Annotated in this window: 15 protein-coding genes; all 15 read left to right on the top strand. The window is 36.6% G+C overall.

Translation table 11 applies throughout. The features are described from left to right. The coding region (locus AC1DSB_RS03915; protein WP_477585806.1) for an S-layer homology domain-containing protein at positions 1-319 on the top strand (319 nt) is incomplete at its 5' end. A gap of 269 nt (positions 320-588) precedes the next feature. Then, a complete protein-coding gene (locus tag AC1DSB_RS03910; RefSeq protein WP_477532301.1) occupies positions 589-4,374 on the top strand; it encodes a DUF6359 domain-containing protein in 3,786 nt (1,261 codons plus the stop codon). Between the two features lie 258 nt (positions 4,375-4,632). Next, positions 4,633-5,379 carry a YveK family protein gene (locus AC1DSB_RS03905; protein ID WP_477532300.1) on the top strand — a complete coding sequence of 249 codons (747 nt, stop codon included), beginning with the start codon at positions 4,633-4,635 and terminating at the stop codon, positions 5,377-5,379. Further along, positions 5,372-6,067, top strand: coding sequence for a CpsD/CapB family tyrosine-protein kinase (locus AC1DSB_RS03900; protein ID WP_477532299.1), 696 nt, complete (start codon positions 5,372-5,374; stop codon positions 6,065-6,067). The genes AC1DSB_RS03905 and AC1DSB_RS03900 overlap by 8 nt, the downstream gene beginning before the upstream one ends. 153 nt (positions 6,068-6,220) lie before the next feature. Further along, positions 6,221-6,991, top strand: coding sequence for a tyrosine-protein phosphatase (locus tag AC1DSB_RS03895; RefSeq protein ID WP_477532298.1), 771 nt, complete (start codon positions 6,221-6,223; stop codon positions 6,989-6,991). A gap of 28 nt (positions 6,992-7,019) precedes the next feature. Beyond that, the gene (locus AC1DSB_RS03890) at positions 7,020-8,861 is read left to right on the top strand and encodes a polysaccharide biosynthesis protein (RefSeq protein WP_477532297.1); all 1,842 of its coding nucleotides are present in this window, start codon (positions 7,020-7,022) and stop codon (positions 8,859-8,861) included. A 101-nt stretch (positions 8,862-8,962) separates the two neighbouring features. Next, complete coding sequence (gene galU, locus AC1DSB_RS03885; RefSeq protein WP_477532296.1) at positions 8,963-9,844, top strand: UTP--glucose-1-phosphate uridylyltransferase GalU; 882 nt, start codon at positions 8,963-8,965, stop codon at positions 9,842-9,844. A 174-nt stretch (positions 9,845-10,018) separates the two neighbouring features. After that, on the top strand, positions 10,019-11,146 hold the full coding sequence (locus tag AC1DSB_RS03880; protein WP_477532295.1) for a DegT/DnrJ/EryC1/StrS family aminotransferase: 1,128 nt from the start codon (positions 10,019-10,021) through the stop codon (positions 11,144-11,146). Positions 11,147-11,151: 5 nt separating this feature from the next. Further along, the gene (locus AC1DSB_RS03875; protein ID WP_477532294.1) at positions 11,152-11,853 is read left to right on the top strand and encodes a sugar transferase; all 702 of its coding nucleotides are present in this window, start codon (positions 11,152-11,154) and stop codon (positions 11,851-11,853) included. Positions 11,854-11,899: 46 nt separating this feature from the next. Continuing rightward, positions 11,900-12,901 carry a glycosyltransferase family 2 protein gene (locus AC1DSB_RS03870; protein WP_477585804.1) on the top strand — a complete coding sequence of 334 codons (1,002 nt, stop codon included), beginning with the start codon at positions 11,900-11,902 and terminating at the stop codon, positions 12,899-12,901. Positions 12,902-12,920: 19 nt separating this feature from the next. Then, positions 12,921-14,303 carry a nucleotide sugar dehydrogenase gene (locus tag AC1DSB_RS03865; protein ID WP_477585803.1) on the top strand — a complete coding sequence of 461 codons (1,383 nt, stop codon included), beginning with the start codon at positions 12,921-12,923 and terminating at the stop codon, positions 14,301-14,303. A gap of 1 nt (position 14,304) precedes the next feature. Further along, positions 14,305-15,279 carry an SDR family oxidoreductase gene (locus tag AC1DSB_RS03860; protein ID WP_477532291.1) on the top strand — a complete coding sequence of 325 codons (975 nt, stop codon included), beginning with the start codon at positions 14,305-14,307 and terminating at the stop codon, positions 15,277-15,279. A gap of 39 nt (positions 15,280-15,318) precedes the next feature. Beyond that, positions 15,319-16,560, top strand: a complete 1,242-nt coding sequence (locus AC1DSB_RS03855; RefSeq protein ID WP_477585801.1) for a hypothetical protein — start codon at positions 15,319-15,321, stop codon at positions 16,558-16,560. A gap of 16 nt (positions 16,561-16,576) precedes the next feature. Continuing rightward, the gene (locus AC1DSB_RS03850) at positions 16,577-17,545 is read left to right on the top strand and encodes a glycosyltransferase family 2 protein (RefSeq protein WP_477585799.1); all 969 of its coding nucleotides are present in this window, start codon (positions 16,577-16,579) and stop codon (positions 17,543-17,545) included. Between the two features lie 53 nt (positions 17,546-17,598). Next, positions 17,599-18,228 (top strand): glycosyltransferase (locus AC1DSB_RS03845; RefSeq protein ID WP_477585797.1); only part of this gene is annotated, 630 nt, incomplete at its 3' end.

The raw sequence follows: 18,228 nt of genomic DNA, 5'->3' as shown, positions 1-18,228 counted from the left end.
CCGTGCAGGTATCGTAAATGGCAAGACGACAGACTCGTTCGATCCAGATGCGTTAATCACACGTGAAGAAATCGCAACGATGATTGTACGCGCAGTGAAATACAAAGATGCGAATCTATTGAAAGATGTAGACACATCGAAAATATTTGCGGATGAAAAAGCAGTTRGAGACTTCGCGAAAGTATCCATCAAACAAGCTGTAGGACTAGGTATTGTAAATGGCCGTGCTGGAAACAAATTTGATCCAAAAGCGAATGCATCACGTGCGGAAGCGGCAGTTATGCTATATCGTGCATTAGACAAACTGAATGAATTTTAATAAACAATTGAGTCAGCCCTTGTGGTTGGCTCTTTTTGTTTGCAACGAAACTTCTTCTATTAAAAGAAGCATAAACCCACCCTGATATTATAGGTATATTCGTATGGAAACTTCGTATTAGTTAAAAACCATTTTCCTTCCAACTAAATAGACTTACYGACTGTTTTTGGGTTTTCTTAACAACACTTACAAACAATTAAGAAAATAATAACAATCCTTTGCTATAATCTAGGGGAATTACAATAAATTCTCTTTGAGGAGTGAAATGGATGACGAAAGAAGGCATTTTTAGACATACTTTCAGTAAGATTCTACTAGCATTCTTACTAGTGATCTCAATGGTTGGACCATTTATCACAGCACCAAGTGCCCAAGCGGCGGAACCGATAACGGTTGCCGATGCAATCGCAAATAATACAGGTTCTGCAACGGTCCATGGATATATCGTGGGCTATATGAACAGCACGACAAGTGTGGATTTTACAGCGCCATTTCCTGCAGACACAAATGTTGTGATTGCGGATTCTCCAAATGAAACTGATATAAAGAAAATGATTCCCGTCCGTTTAGCTACGAACTTCCGTGCACAATTTGGAATGTTGACGAACCCAGCTAATCAAGGGAAAAAAGTTGAAATTACAGGTACTTTAGGTGCTTACTTCTCGGTACCTGGTATTAGTGCTGTTAATGCAATGAGCTTCCTGGATGGTGGAGTAGAACCACCTCCGTCTGAAGCGGAACTGAAAGAGAACCTTGCTGCTGCTCGTACAGAAGTGGGATCGGATAAATTAATCAAAGTACAAGGAACAGTTACTACTGGTACTGGATACTGGGGTGGTAAAGCGTTCTATGTTCAGGACAGTACAGCTGGACTATACATCTTCTCTTCTACAGCAGATGTCTCTCCTGGTGACAAAGTTGAACTAGAAGGAAAAGTAACCGTCTATGGCGGCGAACTTCAAATGGAACAACCGAAAATCACGAAGATCTCTTCAGGCAATGAATTGCCAGCAACACAGGAAATCACACCTGTAGGCGTAAATGAAGAAACACAAAGTGAACGCATTCTATTAAACAACGTAAAGATTACGAACTTAGTAAAATCAAATGACTTCGGAACATTCGAATTCACAGCTACATATGAAAATGGTGAATCAGTGGTCATCCGTAACGATAACCGCAACGGATTGGCTTACGATGAATTCATCAAACGCTATAAAGCAGGCGATCTTGTAAACATTTCAGGTATTGCTTCTAAATTCAACACAACATACCAAGTGAAAACATTAGGACTTGAAAGCTTTGACCTAGTGAACAAACCTGCTGTTTACACAGATGTATTCCCAGGAACAGTGTCTGCAGGTACAAAAATCTCTTTAATTTCACCAATCGAAGGTGCGACAATCTACTATACAATAGATGGTTCAACACCGACGTCTGCAAGTACACAATACACTGCTCCAATCGAATTAACGAAAGACACAACAATCAAAGCAATCGCAGTAAGTGACACAACTTCTGAAGTCTTCTCATTCACTTACAACGTATTGAAAGTGGGCAACCTCCAAATCCGTGACATTCAAGGTGAAGGTCATTACTCGGATTACCAAGGGGCTACCGTCAAAGAAATCACTGGGGTTGTTACTCACCTTTACAACTCGGCTAACTTTGTTATTCAGGATGTAAATCCGGATGATGATAACACAACATCTGAAGCAATCATCGTAAACAAAACTTCAAATGGCCTTAAAGTCGGTGACTTGATTACCGTTGCAGGAACAGTTGAAGAATGGTATTACGAAGGCTATTCAGATATGAAAACAAATGATTTACCAGTTACTCGTATCAGAGCAACTGCTGCAGTAGCAAACGGAACACATGAACTTCCAGCACCATTAGTAATCGGTGAAGACATCTTCCCAGCAACGGAAATCATCGACAACGACGGATTGACTTCATTCGATCCAGCTGAAGACGGTATTGATTTCTGGGAATCTGTTGAATTAATGCGTCTAGCAGTTCCAAATGCGAAAGTAGTTGGACCGCAAAAATACGGTGAAGTGGTGGTTGTAGCAGGAAGCTCTACAAAAACTGTATTCAACGTACTTGGCGGAATCAATATTTCTGCTACTGACTACAACCCAGAACGCGTCATCGTAGACTTCGATAACGAATCATACGACGCAAAATCTGGCGACTACTATACTGGCAACATTGTTGGCGTTATGGGCTTCGGCTTCGGTAACTACAAACTGTGGACGAAAGAAAACACACTTCCACAAATCACACGCGTTGAAAAACCAGTGACAATCACAGATATCAAACCAGCGGAAGATAAATTGAACGTTGCTTCTTACAACGTTGAGAACTTCTCTAATAATATTGAACAAACTCCGGATGAAAAAGTGGAGAAAATCGCAAAATCGTTCGTTGAGAACATGAAATCTCCTGACATTATTACTCTTGTAGAAGTTCAAGATAATGATGGGGCAACAGCTTCAAACAATGCAGACGCGACAGAAAGCTATGAACGTCTGATTGCAGCGATAGTAGCGGCAGGAGGTCCAGTGTATGAATGGACTGACATCGCACCTGAATACAATCAAGATGGTGGACAACCAGGCGGGAACATTCGCGTTGGTTACTTATACAATCCGAACCGTGTATCACTTGTAGCAGGAACGAAAGGTGGTTCAACTGAAGCGGTAACATGGGTAGATGGAGAACTTTCTAAAAACCCTGGTCGTATCCTTGACTTGCCACAAGCAAACACACGTAAACCATTGGCAGCTCAGTTCGAGTTCCAAGGGGAGAAAGTAGTCGTAATTGGCGCTCACTTAAACTCAAAAGGTGGAGACCAACCGTTATTCGGTAAAAACCAACCTCCATTCTTAGGTTCTGAAGCAGAACGTATCGAACTTGCAACTATGATCAATGAATTTATCAAAAAAGGACAAGCACAAGATCCGAACCTGAAAGTAATCGTGGCTGGTGACATGAATGATTTCGAATTCACACCAACACTTGCAGCACTTAAAGGTGGCATTTTGACAAACATGGTGGAAAAAGTACCAGCTGGCGATCGTTTCTCTTATTACTACCAAGGAAACAACCAAGTACTTGACCATGTGTTAGTTACAAACAACATAGCTGATACGGCTTTAGTTGATATGATTCACATCAATGCAAACTATATGGACATTCACGGTCGCGCATCTGACCATGACCCACTATTGATTCAAGTAGATTTAAAAGACGAAGTACCAGACGTGAAAACATTGAAGGTAAATAAATCTACGGTTGAACTTGAAGTTGGTGCAACAGAACAACTGAAAGTAACAGAAACAACTACTAAAGCGGATGAAACTTCTACTGATGAAGATGTAACGGCTACAGCAACATACAGTGGCTACGATACAGACGTAATCTCAGTTGAAAAAGGATTAATTACAGCAAAAGCTGCTGGCTCGACGACAATCACGGCGACAGTCGGAGAAAACAAAGTAACAATCAACGTTACAGTGCCAGCAACTGAAGACGGTGTTGAAATCGTCTCGGCAGACGATGTCGATACAACGAAACCAGTCATCTTCATAGAAGTAACTGCACCGCATATCGATGGAAAAGTCGAGATTCGATTCACCGAGGATGCTGTGGAGAAGATCGATGCAGTAAACAAACCAGTCATCTTGAAACTGGTTAATGGGTCATCATTCACCATCACAACAATGAACTTTGACGTGTTGGCTAAATCTGGCGCATTTTCATTGACCCTGGAATATCATTTGCCAAAAGGACATGACAACCACCCAGACAATGGTAACGGTCATGACAATCACCAAGGAAAAGGTAAAGGCCATGAGAAACATCATGGTCAACAAGAAGAAAACTTGAAATTAAATGATATGTCCTTCACTGATACAGAAGGCAATCAAATCACGAACGGATTTAAAGACTACTTCTTCATCACGACAACTAAAGGTAAGAAGCTAGATATTGAAGTAGCTTACTACGACAACAAATCGGAGAAGTGGAAATTCAAACATATTAAGTAATCACATTCTAAACCCACCCAAGTGAAGCTTGGGTGGGTTTTTCATATAAATCTATATCCAAAGTCATGGAGTGGTAGAAAAGTCATAATAGGTAGATTCAACATTCAAGACTCCTTACTTAATTTTATGGTTCGCAAAGTAAATGCAAGCCTTTTGATACTGATTACCTAACATGATTCGACAAAACAAGACAATTCGACGACATATCTATGTGCTATAATATGTATACTTATTGTACCGATGGAGGTCTTTTGAACTATGGAAGAAACAATCAGTTTACAAGAATTATTTCAAACGTTAAAAAAACGAATGCTGTTAATCCTATCACTAACTATTCTCGCGACCCTTATCAGCGGAATTGTTAGTTACTTTTTTGTTACACCTATCTATCAAGCATCTACACAACTATTAGTCAATCAAGAGAAAACAGAAGCGCCGATATTAAATGTCAGTGAGATTCAAACAAACTTACAATTGATTAATACATACAACGTCATTATCAAGAGCCCGGCGATTTTGGATATCGTCCGCAAAGATCTGGCACTTGAAACACTAACTACTGAAGACTTGAACTCGAAAATCACCGTCTCTGCGGTAGGTGAATCGCAAGTATTGACGATTACGGTTCAAGATCCAGACCAGTTCGTTGCCCGTGATATTGCCAATACAACGGCAAGTGTGTTCCAACGTGAAATCATGGATATTATGAACGTCAACAACGTTAGTATTCTAGCAAAAGCAACTGCAACAGACACACAGATTCCGATTAAACCAAACAAAATGTTGAATATGGCAATTGCCATGGTTGTTGGTTTGATGCTAGGTGTTGGTTTGGCGTTCCTACTTGAGTACCTGGACAATACAATCAAAACCGAACAAGAGATTGAAACTTTGCTAGGTCTTTCTGTCATTGGCTCCATTTCTTCTATGGAGAAAAAAGAGCAAGACAAGATGAATAAAGTGCAACAGAAGCTGAAACCAGAAGGAGAGATTAACAATGGCTAAGAAAAGACGTGCGATAGAAATGGAACGCCGATTAATTACTATTGACAGTCCACGTTCGCCCATCACAGAACAATACCGAACGTTACGTACCAACATTGAATTCTCTTCCATTGATACAGAATACAAAACGATTTTAGTAACGTCTTCAAGTCCGGCAGAAGGCAAGTCAACCACTGTAGCCAATCTTGCGATTACATTTGCCCAACAAGGAAAGAAAGTATTATTTGTCGATACCGATTTACGTAAACCAACCGTGCATTATACGTTCAATTTGAAAAACGTCAGAGGATTGACGAACGTCCTGACTAAACAAACGACATTGGCTGAAGCGGTACAAAAGACAGAAGTGGAACACTTATCTATTTTGACATGTGGTCCGATTCCTCCTAACCCGGCAGAATTGCTGGGATCTGAGGCAATGTCGCAATTTATTGAAAAGACGAAAACGGAATTCGATTTAGTTTTATTTGACACACCTCCTGTATTAGCTGTTGCTGATGCACAAATTTTGTCGAACAAAGTCGATGGTTCGATTTTGGTTATCTGTAGTGGGAAGACGGAACATGAAGCTGCGCGTAAAGCCAAAGACCTATTGGATTCCGCTAAAGGCAAGACGATTGGAGCTGTGCTCAATATGAAAAAAGCAAAGGATTCACAGTATTATTATTATTATGGCCATAACGATTGATTCCTTTTGAAAATAGAGTCTATTTACCTATCGTTTCGACAATTTATTCACTGTTAATCCCCTGTTAATAGTGACTTTATCGTGCTAATATATGAATATAGTTGCGTTGTTAGGGTAATAAGGACTAATAAAAAGGGAAAAGTGGGGATTTAGATGATTGATATTCATTCACATATTCTATGGGGTCTGGATGATGGGTCGAAAAACTTATCAGACAGTGTCGAAATGGCGAAGCAAGCGGTTGCGGAAGGCATTACATCGATAATAGCGACTCCGCATCATAGACACCCCAGCTTTACAAATGACAAAAAAGACGTTCTTTCTAAAGTTCAAGAAGTGAAAGCTGAATTAAATAGACAGAACATCCAGCTGGATCTATACGCTGGCCAGGAAATTCGCTTATTTGGTGAAATGGTCGACATCTTCAACCGAGGAGAAGAATTGCTTACTTTAAATGATTCAGAGTATGTATTGGTTGAATTTCCTTCATCTAATATACCTAAATATACGGAGCAATTATTCTATGACTTGCTCGTTAATGGCTACACACCAATCATCGCTCATCCTGAACGAAATGCGGAAATTGCCGAAAACTCGGACAAGCTATACCGCTTGATTAAAAACGGTGCTTTATCTCAAGTGACGGCAGCAAGCGTAGCCGGTATGTTCGGTAAGAAAACACAGAAATTGAGTTTGAATATGCTTGAACACCAACTCGCCCACTTTGTAGCAACCGATGCTCATAACATCACAAATCGTGCATGTGTCTGGAAACAAGCGATGGACAAGCTCGATAAAAAACTTGGCTCAGATATGGTGAAGCTGGTAAATCTTCAAGCAGAAGATGTACTGCTTGGACGTTCGATGCGGAAATTAGCGCCAGAACGAATTCAACAACGAAAGAAGCTGTTCGGTCTTGTTTAATCAACTCATTCAAAAGGAGGTAGCGACGATGACTATTCATAAACGTACCTATTTATTGATTCTTCTAGATTCAATCATCGTACTTTTCTCGATTTATGCATGTTATTTCGTCCTACATCCTTATTTGGACATATTTCACAATGATATGCTTGTTGTCAGTTCGCTTACCATTTTCCTTGCCCACCACTTTTTTTCCTGGCGTTTAGGCTTATACCGAAAAGTATGGACGTACGCATCGGTGGGAGAAGTTTTATCCATCGTGCGTGCTGTTACTTATACAATCTTAACAGTTATGGTCATTCAATATGCCTTACAACAAAACATCTACTGGCGAGTTTTGGCACTAACGTGGATGCTGCATGTGTTTTTAATCGGAGGATCCAGATTTTCCTGGAGGCTTTATGCCGACTCTAGATTCAGATTTGAAAAGACCGATGTAAGAAAACGAACGTTAATAGTCGGAGCGGGTGCAGCTGGAACAATGGTTACCCGTCAGTTGATGCACAGTCATGATGCTGAACTAATTCCAGTTGGTTATGTAGATGACCAACAYACCAAACAAAACTTGGAGATTTACGGGATTAAAGTACTAGGATACATAAAAGACATTCCAGCAATAGTAAAAAAACATAATGTAGAAAATATTGTACTCGCGATTCCATCATTATCAAAACATGAAATGGTTGATATTCTTCAAGTTTGTGTGGCGTCGGGCGCTAAAACACAGCAGATTCCACGTATTGAAGACTTGATGACTGGTAAAGTTTCAGTCAACGAAATACGCGATGTGAAAATCGAGGATTTACTAGGACGAGAAGAAGTTCAGCTGGATATGAAAGTGATCTCTGAGAACATTACTGGCAAAACAATCTTGGTTACTGGAGCGGGCGGTTCCATAGGATCAGAGATTTGCCGACAAGTTATGCGATTCAGTCCAAAACAATTGATTTTGTTAGGGCATGGAGAGAACTCGATTTACTTGATTGATCAAGAACTACAAAATATCGCAGGCACAGGGACAGATATTCGTCCAATCATTGCTGACGTGCAAGATCGTGCGAGAATCTTCGACCTTGTAGATGAGTATAGACCAGATGTGATATACCATGCTGCTGCACATAAGCATGTGCCGTTGATGGAATACAATCCGATGGAAGCTGTTAAGAACAATATCTTCGGTACGAAGAATGTTGCGGAAGCGGCAGACACTTTTGGAGTAAGTAACTTTGTATTAGTTTCGACTGATAAAGCGGTTAACCCACCTAACGTGATGGGTGCGACGAAACGTTTTGCGGAAATGATTATTCAGAATCTTGCGAAAGATAGTAAGACGAAGTTCGCAGCAGTACGATTTGGGAATGTTTTGGGTTCTCGTGGTAGTGTGGTCCCTCTATTTAAGAATCAAATTGCAAAAGGTGGTCCTGTAACTATAACTGACGCACGTATGACTCGTTACTTCATGACGATTCCAGAAGCATCGAGACTTGTGATTCAAGCTGGAACTCTTGCCAATGGTGGGGAAGTATTCGTACTGGATATGGGCGAGCCAGTTAAGATAGTGGATCTAGCAAAGAACTTGATTCGACTTTCTGGTTATTCCGATGGTGAAATCGAAGTTAAAGAGACTGGAATTAGACCCGGAGAGAAGCTTTTCGAAGAGTTGATGAATGAAAGCGAACGTCAGAGCGACGTTGTGTTTCCGAAGATTTATATTGGGAAGGCAACGCCGATTACGAAGCATGAGCTTTTTTCCTTGTTGGATAAGATTCCAACACTTGCAGGATCAGAGTTGAAGGATACTTTGGTTGGGGTTGCAAATCGAAGGAATGTTGAGGTTAAGACTCTTCAAATGTTGAATGAAGTCGGATGAATTGGGCGTGAGAAACGCCCTTTTATTTTGACTATTAATTGGAAAAATCACCAAGAGCTGATTTTTGATAAATAATACGATTATTGTGAGGTATATATAATATGAAGAAAGTCAGAAAAGCAATCATACCAGCCGCAGGTTTAGGAACACGTTTCTTGCCAGCAACTAAGGCGATGCCGAAAGAAATGCTGCCAATTGTTGATAAACCGACCATTCAATATATTGTCGAAGAAGCTATTGCTTCAGGGGTTGAAGACATCATTATTGTTACAGGTAAAGGAAAACGTGCGATTGAAGATCATTTTGATCATGCGTTTGAATTGGAAGAAAACTTGATTCGTAAAGAGAAGTTCGAATTACTCGAAAAAGTAAGAGAAAGTTCTAAAGTCGAGATTCATTTCATCCGTCAAAAAGAACCACTTGGACTGGGACATGCTGTACTATGTGCGAAAAAATTTATAGGTGATGAACCTTTTGCAGTTCTATTGGGAGATGACATAGTACAAGCTGAGACACCATGTTTACGACAATTAATCAATCAATATGATGAAACTGGTGCTTCTGTCATTGGTGTCCAACAAGTACCTGATAGTGAAACGAATCGTTACGGGATTATTGCACCTCTTGAAAGAGATGGAAGACTTTATAAAGTCGATAATTTTGTCGAGAAACCACCAATGGGAACGGCACCGTCAAATCTTGCAATAATGGGACGATATATTTTAACTCCTGAAATTTTTACTTTCCTTGAGAAACAAGGAGCAGGGGCGGGTGGAGAAATCCAGTTGACCGATGCTATTGAACAGCTAAATCAGGTTCAACGAGTGTTTGCTTATGATTTTGAGGGTAAGCGTTATGATGTTGGGGAGAAGATAGGATTTGTTAAGACTACTATTGAGTTTGCTTTACAGCATGAGGAATTGAGAAATGAGCTGGTTGAGTATCTTGAGCAGATAATAGAAAGTAAGAGAGTCCTTAAATAGATATTGGTATTGAATAATAGCCCCCGATTAAATAATGGACTTTATGATTTAACGGGGAAGCTAGAAATTGCTTTAGTAATTTCGTAGTTGGTTGGGTGGAAAACGATGAATTGCCAATCAAGTACTAAGTAACTAAAAAATTGATACAACTTACCTTAGGAAGGAAGTCCAAAAATGGCAGAAAGACTAACAAAATCAGAAAGAATTTTCCTATCATCACCTCACATGAGTGATGAGGGATATGAAATGCAATATGTTAAGGAAGCTTTTGAAACAAACTGGATTGCACCGCTTGGTGAAAATGTGAATGAATTTGAAAAAGAACTTGCAAATAGGGTGGGTACTAACGCAGCTGCGGCACTGTCTTCTGGTACTGGGGCAATCCATTTAGCCTTAATAGCAGCAGGAGTAGGAGAAGGGGACATTGTATTTTGTCCAACACTTACGTTCTCAGCAACAGCTAATCCAATTATCTATCAAAATGCTATTCCTGTATTTATTGATAGCGATTATGAAACTTGGAATATGAGTCCTAAAGCATTGAAAGAGGCTTTTGAAAAGTATCCCAAAGTAAAGGCAGTTATAGTGGTACATCTTTATGGTTTATCTGCAGACATGGATAAAATAGTAGAGCTATGTAAAAAACACAATGTTGCACTAATTGAAGATGCTGCAGAGAGTTTAGGCACTTACTATAAAGGAAAGCATACAGGCACTTTTGGTGATTATGGGGTTTTCTCTTTTAATGGTAATAAAATCATCACTACTTCAGGTGGTGGAATGCTGGTTTCCAATAATGAAGAAAGAATTTCTAAGGCAAGATTTTGGGCAACTCAAAGTAGGGATCAGGCAAGACACTATCAGCATAGTGAATTAGGATTCAATTACCGTATGAGTAATGTAGTAGCTGGGATTGGCCGAGGGCAGCTGAAGATACTAGACCAAAGAGTTAAGAAGAAGAAATATATATTTGATTTTTATAAGAAAGAACTTAATAATCTTGATGGAATAATATTTATGCCAAGCAATGAATGGGATGACCCGAACTATTGGTTAAGTTCAATGGTGTTATATGGCAAGATTAGACCTTTAGAAATTATGGAAGCTCTTGAAAAAGAAAATATAGAGTCAAGACCAATTTGGAAGCCAATGCATATACAGCCTTATTTCGAGAAATATGATTTTATTGGAACGGATGTAGCAGAGAAATTGTTTGAGAATGGTGTGTGTTTACCTTCTGATACCAAGATGACAGATGCTGATTTAAAAAGAATTATAAAAATTATTAAAGAATTATGGTGAGAGCAATGAAAGATGTTAACGGTGAATTGTATAGAAGATATCTAAAAAGACCATTGGATTTATTATTGTCTATCGTTGCTATTATCGTGTTTAGTCCATTGTTTCTAATAGTTGCAATACTTGTAAGAACAAAGCTTGGAAGTCCAATTATATTTAGACAAAAAAGACCTGGATTTAATGAAGTAATTTTTACGATGTATAAGTTTAGGACGATGACAGAGAAGAAAGATAAGAATGGGGAGTTACTTCCGGATAGTGTTAGATTAACGGGTTTTGGGAAGTTCTTAAGATCAACATCACTTGATGAGTTACCAGAACTTTTTAATATACTTAAAGGAGATATGGCGTTTGTAGGGCCAAGACCACAACTTGTTAAAGATTTAGTGTTTATGACATCAAAACAAAAAGAGAGACACGGTATTTTACCAGGTCTCACAGGGTGGGCACAGATCAATGGACGAAACTGTGTTACTTGGGAAGAAAAATTAACTTTTGATCTGGATTATCTTGATAATATTACATTTACGGGTGACTGGCAGATAATTTTCAGAACGGCAGTAAAGGTATTTAAAAGAGACGGAATAAGTACAGTAGGTATGGATACTTCAGAAGATTTTGGTGATTTTTTATTGAGAGAAAAGAAAATAAACTCTGAGGAGTATTTTTCTGCTATTGAACGGAGTGAAGAGTTAATAGGTAATAGGTAATAGGAAATAGTTCTAAACGATAACTTTTTTGGAATGAGGTAAGTTTATGGGTTATGAAAATATACCATATGTTTCTGCTATTATTGTAGCAAGAAATGAAAGTGAATATATAGAAAAAAGTATTAATTCATTAATTAATCAAGATTATCCAAAAGACAAATATGAAATCCTTTTTATCGACGGTGATTCTGAAGATGATTCATTTCAGATTGTAAAAAAGATAGCGGATATTTACAAAAAAAACGATTGCAACTTGAAAATCAGGTATTTAAATAATCCCCAAAAGATACTTGCATCAGGATGGAACTTAGGACTTAAAGAGGCAAATGGTGAGTATGTTTTTAGAATTGATGCCCATAGTTTTGTAGAACCTGATTACATCTCTAAATGTGTTGAAGTTATGTTGCGAGTTGGGGATGCTGTATGTGTTGGCGGAAGTATGAAGTCCGATACTATCAGAAATAAGGGGAAAGCGATTTCTAATGTTTTATCTTCCCCATTTGGGGTTGGTAATTCGAAATTCAGATATTCAAAAAAAGCTGGATATGTGGATACGGTTGCATTTGGATTATATAAGAAAAGTATATTTGAAAAAGTAGGTTTTTTTGATGAATCCTTGCAAAGAAATCAAGATATTGATTTACACTCAAGAATTAAAGCGGTAGGAGGTAAGTTTTATTTAGATCCCTCTATTGTATTAACTTACTTTGCGCGGAATAATGTTAAGTCCATGGCCAAACAAGGATATCAAAACGGTAAATGGAACATAATCGTCTTTAAGAAAAATTCTAAAGCATTATCGATAAGACATTTAATACCTTTTTGTTTTGTAGCTGGGATTATTGGATGTACTCTCCTAGGCTTTTTAAGTGCATGGTTTTGGCAATTATTACTTACTGTTATATGTTTCCATTTTATACTTGGTTTAATATTTGCTATTAAGAAAACAAAGAAAATTTATTATGTACTTTCAATGCCATTCTTATTTTTAATATTGCACTCGTCATATGGAATCGGTTCGTTTTCGGCATTGTTTTCAAAAAAATAAAAAATTGGAGTTAAATTATATGATTAACTACGAAGAGATAGTAAAAAGACAAGAAAAGATTTCTGTAATAGGATTAGGTTATGTTGGGATGCCAATAGCAGTTGCTTTTGCAAATAAGGTTGATGTTATTGGATTCGATGTAAGTAAGGAAAAAATTGAGCTTTACAGAAAGGGTATAGACCCTACAAAAGAAGTAGGGAATGAAGTAATTAAAAACACGACTATAGAATTTACTTATAATGAAAGAAGTCTTAAAGAAGCTAAATTTCATATCGTAGCTGTACCTACGCCTGTAAAGGAAGATCGTACTCCTGATTTATCACCAGTGGAATCCGCAAGTCGTACGTTAGGTAGAAATTTGAGTAAAGGTTCAATTGTTGTATTTGAATCTACAGTTTATCCAGGCGTAACAGAAGATATCTGTGTTCCAATCTTAGAAAAAGAATCGGGTCTAAAGTGTGGAAAAGATTTTAAAGTAGGCTATTCACCCGAAAGAATTAATCCGGGAGATCAAGAACATAGACTTGAAACTATAATAAAAGTAGTTTCTGGTATGGATAAAGAGACTTTGGAAATAATTTCAAAAGTGTACAAGCTAGTTGTTATTGCAGGAGTATACGAAGCGGAGAGTATTAAAGTAGCTGAGGCTGCTAAAGTTATAGAGAATGCTCAACGGGACATAAATATAGCTTTTATGAATGAACTATCGATCATTTTTAATAAAATGGAAATTGACACAAAAGCCGTTCTTGAGGCTGCAGGAACTAAATGGAACTTTCTTAAATTCTCCCCTGGATTAGTGGGGGGGCATTGTATAGGCGTTGATCCATACTATTTAACATATAAAGCAGAGCAAATGGGTTACTATTCACAAATTATCCTTTCAGGAAGAAAAATAAACGATGATATGGGTAAATACGTTGCTGAAAGTACAGTAAAGAAAATGATAAAAGCAAACAAACAAATTAAAGGTTCAAAAGTCGCCATTTTTGGGGTTACATTTAAAGAGAACTGCCCAGATGTCAGAAACACAAAAGTATTAGATGTAATAAAAGAGTTAGAAGAATACGGAATAGAAGTGAAAGTAGTAGACCCTATAGCTGATAAAGATGATTTATGGAATGAATATAGAATAAACCCTTGTGATTTGAAAGACATAAATGAAATGGATGCCGTTATCTTTGCAGTTCCACATGATGAATTTAGAGATATATCATTAAAAGATGTTAAGAAGATGTTTCGTTCAGTGGAGTACATCGATGAACAAGTAATGACAGAAGTTGCTGCATCAATTGATTCAAGTTCACAAAATAATGCAAGTAGTTGTGTGTTAATTGACATTAAAGCAGTGTTTAGTCGGAAAGAAGCAGAAGAAATGGGCTTCTTATATTGGAGGCTATAAGATGGGATATGAAAACATCGAGTTCCCAAAAGATACAAAATTCTTAATAACTGGAGCAGCAGGCTTTATTGGATCTAATTTAGTAGAAGCAATACTTTCATTAGGTTATCAAGTAAGAGGACTTGATAACCTTTCAAATGGTAAAAAAGAGAATGTAGAAGATTTTTTGAATAATAAGAAATTTGAATTTCTTGAGGGTGACATCCGTGATTTAGATACTTGTATGAGAGCATGCAAAGGTGTTGATTATGTTCTTCATCAAGCTGCTTGGGGAAGTGTGCCAAGAAGTATAGAAATGCCGTTGCTTTATGAAGAAATTAATATAAAAGGTACTTTAAATATGCTAGAGGCATCAAGAACAAATAGTATAAAGAAATTTATATATGCTTCAAGTTCCTCAGTTTACGGAGATGAACCTACTCTACCAAAAAAAGAAGGAAGAGAAGGTAAATTGATGTCACCTTACGCACTTACCAAAAAGGTGAATGAGCAATATGGACATATCTATACAAAGTTATATAATCTTGACACTGTAGGACTTCGGTATTTTAATGTATTCGGGAGAAGACAGAACCCCAATGGCGCATATGCAGCTGTAATACCTAAGTTTATTAAACAATTACTTAATGGTGAACGACCAATAATTAATGGAGATGGTAATCAAAGCAGAGACTTTACATATATTGAAAATGTAATTGAGGCTAATTTGAAAGCTTGTAAGTCTTCTGAATTAGCAGCAGGCCAAGCATATAATATTGCTTGTGGTGGTCAAGAATATTTGATTGATATCTATAATGGGTTATGTGACTCTTTAGCAAAAGACATAAAGCCAATTTTCGGACCAGAAAGAGCTGGAGATATTAAGCATAGTAATGCTGATATATCTAAAGCACAAGAAATGTTCGGATATAATCCTAATTGGAGTTTTAAGCGAGGGATTTTAGCATCGATTAACTGGTACAAGGAGAATTTGTAATTAACTAATAAAAATGTGAAATGTATTAGGAGACATACTATGAGTAATTTTGAAGCAAAAATTAATAATCAATTGAATAAATATCCCGGAATAAAAAAGATTATAAAGAGAACATATCAGTTATCTATGTATGCACTATCTCCAAAAATTGAATCCGAAGGGGATATTATGAGAATATCTCCGAAAGATGGGATGGAATATTTTTTTGGATACTATGATAAATCACCGTGGGATGCCACTAATAGATATATGCTTTGTTTAAGAGTAAGAGATGCACATTCATCCGTTGCGCCTAAAGAAGCAGCAGATATTGTGTTGTTTGATACAAAAAATAACAATTCATTTGAAATAATCGGGAAGACTAATTCCTGGAACGTCCAGCAAGGTTGCATGTTACAGTGGTTAGRACCTTCCTACATTGATAAAGTTATTTATAATGATTTTCGAAACGGATGTTATTGCTCAGTTATCTATAACTTAAATACAAAAGAAGAGAGAGTTATTCCAATGCCAGTTTATAGTGTATCAGAGGATGGGGAATTTGCGCTTTCATTAGATTTTGCACGGCTACATCGTTTGCGTAAAGGATATGGATATTCCAATCTTTCAGAAACAACCGCAAACGAAAAGTGCCCTAATATGCCCTGTATTTGGCATGTGAATTTAGAAAATGGTGAGGTTAAACCATTGATGAACTATACTGATTTTTCGAACTTCGAGCCGAGAAATGAAATGATAAATGCGGAGCATAAGGTAAATCACATTATGATAAATCCTTTTGGAAAAAGATTTATGGTTTTACATAGATGGATAAATGGGTCTAGAAAGTACACCAGATTAGTTACTGTAAATATAGATGGAACAAATATGTATAATTTAAGTGATGATAATATGACATCTCACTGCTATTGGAAAAATAGCAAAGACCTATTAGCTTTTGCACACAAAAAAGATAGAGGTAATGGATATTATCTAATGACTGATCAGACTCAAGAGTATAAAAAGAAATGGCCAGAATTAACTACGGATGGCCACCCAAGTTACTCACCTAATGGGAGCGGGGTTGTGACAGATACTTACCCAGATAGAGCTAGAGTTGCATCTGTGATGTTAATCAAGGGAAATAAAATTCTAAAGCTAGCAAGAGTATTTGCACCATTTAAATATGATAATGATACAAGGTGCGATTTGCATCCGAGATGGAATCGGGTTGGGGATGAAATCTGCTTTGATTCGGTCTTTGAAGGTAAGCGAGGATTATATGTAGTAAAAGTAAAGTGAATTTAGAGGTGATTAAGTGCAGTTTTCCATTATTACTCCAATGTACAATTCTTTTCACTTGATGGCGGGATATTTTAAGAGTTTAGAAGAACAAACATTAAAAGATTTTGAAGTTATTGTAATTGATGATTGTTCAACAGATGACTCATATGAAAAATTGCTTAACTATAAAACTACTAGTAATTTGAATTTAGTTATAATGCAGAATGAAAAAAACAGTGGACCCGGAATAACAAGAAACCTAGGATTATTTAAATCTAGAGGTCAATATCTGACATTTATCGATAGCGATGATAATATTAATCAGCATTATTTTCAAGAGATTAATAATATTATCAATCAATACAATGATGTAGATTGTATAATCTTTGATTATTATAAACAAGATGATAAGAAACTCATTCTTTGTTCCTCAATTCCTAACAATAAAGAAGGGATAATAAATAAGAAAAATGTTATTTCACATGCATCGGGAAGTACATGCTGCAAGGTTTATAGAAAGAAAACGGTAGAAGAAAATAACATTATATTTCCCGATTTAATGAGATTTGAAGACATGGTTTTTAATAAATTAACCACACCTTTTTGTGACTGTATCTACTATCTAAAGAAACCATTATATAATTATATAATTCATGAGAATTCAATAGTTCATGATGAGAGATATGTAGATATAAAGTATGCAATTAGCGCATTCGAGATAATAGCTAAGAGGTTAAAATACAAATATCCTTTAGAATTAGAAACATTATTTATCAAAGAGTTGCTTTATACTACTGTGCTTACGTTAGTTTTAAAAAAGGAAAATAAAAGAGCTATCATTAATCATATTAAACATTGGGAACAACGATACCCAAAATGGTATAAAAATAGTAGCATAAAAGATTTTTCTTTTCATCAAAAAATTATTTTGAAGTTGATACAATTTAAAAATATTAATATGTTATTTTTGATAATATATTTACGTAAAAAGAATGTTCTATGAAGAATATGAGAATGGTAAAAAAATAAAAATATTTTAAAAAGTAGGTAAATGACTTGTTGATTAGCATTGTTGTTCCAGTTTATAAAGTTGAAGATTTTTTAGAAAGATGTGTTAATAGCATAGTTAATCAAACATATAGCAATCTTGAAATAATCTTAGTAGACGATGGGTCCCCTGATAATTGTGGTCTTCTTTGTGATAATTATGCAAAAGAAGATAATAGGATATTTGTTTTACACCAAAAAAATGGAGGACTTTCAGATGCTAGAAATGCAGGGTTGAGGTTTGCTAAAGGTGATTATGTACTTTTTTTAGATTCCGATGATTATCTCAATGAAAATGCATGTGAACGTCTTGTTGGAAAAATAGATAATAAAAATATTGATGTTGTATATGGAAATGCTACTTGGATTTATAGTAATAAATCTTATACAATTGAGCGAAATAATATTTCCGAATTTAAAGAATATACGGGTAATGAGTTTTTAGAAGAAGAATTAAAAAAGGGAAACTGTTCTATGCAGGCATGGCTAGGACTTTTTCGTAGAAATTTTTTAATAAGAAATAACTTATTTTTTAAGTATGGTATTTTGCATGAAGACGAGCAATGGACTCCAAGAGTGTTGTTAAGTGCCAAAAAAGTTAAGTACATTAACTATGCATTTTATAACTATGTTATTAGA

This window comes from Paenisporosarcina sp. P4_E4_2 (genome assembly GCF_056401595.1).
This window is presented reverse-complemented; position numbering and strand designations above follow the sequence as displayed.

Excerpts from the sequence above, each read along its gene's own strand:
- AC1DSB_RS03900 (WP_477532299.1), top strand. The coding sequence starts at position 5,372 with ATGGCTAAGAAAAGACGTGCGATAGAAATGGAACGCCGATTAATTACT.
- AC1DSB_RS03895 (WP_477532298.1), top strand. The coding sequence starts at position 6,221 with ATGATTGATATTCATTCACATATTCTATGGGGTCTGGATGATGGGTCG.
- AC1DSB_RS03865 (WP_477585803.1), top strand. The coding sequence starts at position 12,921 with ATGATTAACTACGAAGAGATAGTAAAAAGACAAGAAAAGATTTCTGTA.
- AC1DSB_RS03875 (WP_477532294.1), top strand. The coding sequence starts at position 11,152 with ATGAAAGATGTTAACGGTGAATTGTATAGAAGATATCTAAAAAGACCA.
- AC1DSB_RS03910 (WP_477532301.1), top strand. The coding sequence starts at position 589 with ATGACGAAAGAAGGCATTTTTAGACATACTTTCAGTAAGATTCTACTA.
- galU (WP_477532296.1), top strand. The coding sequence starts at position 8,963 with ATGAAGAAAGTCAGAAAAGCAATCATACCAGCCGCAGGTTTAGGAACA.
- AC1DSB_RS03860 (WP_477532291.1), top strand. The coding sequence starts at position 14,305 with ATGGGATATGAAAACATCGAGTTCCCAAAAGATACAAAATTCTTAATA.
- AC1DSB_RS03905 (WP_477532300.1), top strand. The coding sequence starts at position 4,633 with ATGGAAGAAACAATCAGTTTACAAGAATTATTTCAAACGTTAAAAAAA.
- AC1DSB_RS03880 (WP_477532295.1), top strand. The coding sequence starts at position 10,019 with ATGGCAGAAAGACTAACAAAATCAGAAAGAATTTTCCTATCATCACCT.
- AC1DSB_RS03870 (WP_477585804.1), top strand. The coding sequence starts at position 11,900 with ATGGGTTATGAAAATATACCATATGTTTCTGCTATTATTGTAGCAAGA.